2 protein-coding genes are annotated in these 3,549 nt (G+C 56.9%); both read left to right on the top strand.

The genetic code is table 11. The features are described from left to right. A partial coding sequence (locus tag RMSM_RS41050; protein ID WP_236622193.1) for an AsmA family protein occupies window positions 1–2,687 on the top strand: 2,687 nt, incomplete at its 5' end. A gap of 67 nt (window positions 2,688–2,754) precedes the next feature. Further along, a partial coding sequence (locus RMSM_RS37095; RefSeq protein WP_144057751.1) for a polysaccharide biosynthesis/export family protein occupies window positions 2,755–3,549 on the top strand: 795 nt, incomplete at its 3' end.

Genomic DNA, 3,549 nt, shown 5'->3' with positions numbered 1-3,549 from the left:
ATGCAGACATGGAAACCGAAGGCTCGATCAATCTTAATCAACCCGAATCACTCGCCGGAAACATCAGCGGATCGATCGACTCCGGTGGCGTCGATTTGAGTCATGTTGGCGAACGATTCGAAGTGGCCGAGATGACCGGAAACGTACGACTCGCCGCTTCGATCAACCTAGATTTACAGAAATTGGCGTCCGTCACCGGCCATGCGGGCGAGGTTGTCGTGCACGCCAGCGGTGTGACTGCCCACGGCGTCACCATGGATGATGCCGAGTTCAGGCTTGCGGTTGCCGACGGAACCCTGGCGGTTCATACCTCCGATGTGATCGTTCGCGATCAACCGGGCCGTCCATTGATCCACGCTCTCGCGTCGGCGACGGTGCCGCTGGCTCCGGATGCGAAAATCGAATCACGGTCGACTGTGTTGGTCACGCCCTCGGATTCGGTTTTCACTCTGTTGGGAATGCCGGCAACAAAACTTGACGGCCACTTGTTTACCGAAATCGATGCATCGTGTCGGGTTCAAGATGCAGCCCAACCGGCGGCATGGAGCGTGATCGGAAACGTGCGTGGTCGCGACATGATCGTGGCGGGCGAATCGATCGACGATGTTGACATCCATCCTACCGTGCGCGACGGGCAGATTTCGCTGCCCCAATTTGCGATTCGCTGGCGAGACAACGTTTGCGAATTGTCCGCTAACGGCAGTGTCGGAGAATCGATTTCACTCTCTGGAGAGATCCAATCCAATACGGTTCGCGTTGACGACCTTGCAGAGATCGTTTCGCAATTTTCCGGCAGCCGGTTGCGTGCATCCGGCGATTCGTCGATCCGAGGCCATTTTGATTTCAGTAGCTCGCCGCTGCAGTTTGTCGCAGGCGGCGATGCAACACTTCAGAACGCACGTTACGCCGGAAAATGGCTTGGCGCAGCTAACGTGCAGTGGAATGCCGATCCGTCCTCGATCGTTTTAACCAGTGCATCGAATGATCTATTAGGAGGACAATATCAACTGACCGCGACGGCGCGTGATTTGGACTGGACCAAGACCATCGTCGAAGGCCATTTCCAGAACATCAAGGCATCACGATTGGTCGCTTGCAGCGGTCTTTCGCTTCCCGCGAGCGGCACGCTGCAGGGCGGATTGCGAGTCACGTCGATCGCCAATCTCGAATCGCTAAGTGGGCATGCATGGCTGCAAAGCAAGAACTTGTCGCTGAATCGATTACCGCTGGATATTCGACAAGCAGAGATCAAGGTGGACGCAGGCGCGGTCTCGGTGCACAGTGATGGCGTCTTGGCAGCAGGCCGCTACGGGGCCGACGGCAATGCCGAACTTGCTCAATTAGTTCGTTTTTTTGAATCGGAAACGCCTCGGGCGATCGAACAGATCCCGGTCACATTCGAAGCCAAACTTTCTGAATTAGCGGTCCATCGTGTGATCGCGGCGCTGGACATGCCTCGCGAAACGCGTCGACTGAGGGCGACGATCTCTGGCGACTGTGTCCGCACGCCGGCGATGTTCGACGGCAGCCGATTTTGCAGTTTGAATGGATCGCTAGAAAACGTGCGATGGGATCGCAGTCTCGTCTCCGATCGTGTTGCGGTGAACATGGCGGTACATCCAAGCCGCGTCGAGCTTGAAAGCCTCCGTGGCCATTTCGCCGACGGACGACTCTCGGGCAAAGCGAACATCGATTTTAGTGGCACGCCTGTAGGACGGTTCGACTTCTCGGCCAACCGAATCAACCTGCGTCGCGCAACGGCGCCGTTTGTATCGGCCGATATGTCAGGCACCGCGAACGTGCAAGTCAGCGGACGTATCGGCCCCGTCATTTCGGGGCGTGCCGACGTTTCGGTTGATCACGCGGTAATGTCGGGACTGGTTGTTCGCGAAGCCCGATTCCCGGTCGATTGGAGCTATTCTCAGGCATCACAAATCGCACGTTGGCAATGCCGTGCCGGCGTGGTGGGTGTCGGCGGCGGACGCGTCCACATTGCCTCGGAAGGCAATTTTGATCGCAGTCTATCGATGGCGACATCGATGCGTATCGAACATGTTGACACGTCCAAGTTGTTGCAAGGGTCCTCGGCAGGTGCCGGTGTGATCGATGGGAAAGTGACGCTTGGCGCAAAACGAGCTCGCGATGCGAAAAACTTCGTCGGTCACTTTGACCTGGAAATGTCAAACATCAATGCGATGGAGTTGCCGGTCATGGACGAGCTGTCTTCGCTGGTGCGTTTGGCCCCATCACGTCCCGGAAACGGGCAAGACGGCGGGTATGTCTATGGCCGTATCGCAGGCGGTTTGGTGCAAGTCGAAGAGCTTGCCATCTCGCAGAGTACGGTACAGGTATTAATGTCCGGCACCGCGACGCTGGACGGACGATTGGACTTTGACGTGACCGCCAGCACGGAATCCGATGGCCCCGCCGACCAGCTTTTGGAGATGGCCGATTCGCCAATCATGATGGCCACCGCCGCCCCGATTGCGATGGTTGCCAAAGCCAACGAATTACTCAAAGACCGTGTCGTGCATGTGCATGTCGGAGGCACATCGGCACGGCCCACGTTGCGTTTGCAACCGGGAAAACAACTAAGTCAGGATGCCGTGCGTTTCTTTCTCTCTAGCAGTCTAGGATCGAACGTGGCGCAAGCCGTCGGTCCACAAAACCGGCCATCACGAAGGTGACGTGCTGGGCACTGAAAATCGCCACGACGCATCAACCGCACACGATCTTACTAATAAGGATGAATCGATGAAAAAAGAACCGTTTACCGTTCGTGCGGTGGGGATTGCCGTTGCGACCACGTCGCTCGTAATGACGCTGCTTTGGACTCAGGCGGGTTGTCGTACCGCAGCATCGATGGGATTGCCCGTATCCGCTGGCTCGCACACGTTGATGTCCGACGCAGCAGAGATTCGTGAATCCGTCGGCCATCAAGGAAACGTGGCGACCGAGCTCTCCAAATTGACGCTTCCGCCTCACCGCGTCGAAGCCGGTGACGTCCTGGTGATCGAACCCAACGATTTTGATTCACCGGTCCGTCTATCGAGCGACCAAACCGTCCAACAAGATGGCACGATCGAACTAGGATCGTACGGACGAATGCAAGTCGCTGGCATGACGGCCGAAGAGATCCAGCGACAAGTCCAAGGCGTGGTTGCACATCATGAAACGCAAAAACGTCAAACCCGGATCGCGCTGGCATCGCATCGGGGCGATAGCGACGAGGAATCGCTCGACCCGATCGACTATGGCGTCACAGTACGCTTAGTCAACAAAGAGAGTGGGCTGTTTTATGTGATGGGCGAGGTCAACGCTCCTGGTTCCTACCCACTGGTTGGGCACGAAACCGTGCTCGATGCGATCATTGCCGCTGGCGGACTTTCCGATCGCAGCAACGATCACAAGATCATCCTGACGCGGCCACAGTTGCCGGGACAACCGCGATTGATTCTGCCGATCTGCTACCAACAAATCTTGCAGCTAGGTGATGTCGCTACGAATTACCAATTGATGCCCGGCGACCGCATCTATGTCCCCAGCATG

Source organism: Rhodopirellula maiorica SM1, assembly GCF_000346295.1.
Taxonomy (GTDB): Bacteria; Planctomycetota; Planctomycetia; order Pirellulales; family Pirellulaceae; genus Novipirellula; species Novipirellula maiorica.
Note: the sequence above shows the minus strand (reverse complement) of the source record. Positions and strands in the feature narration are given on the sequence as shown.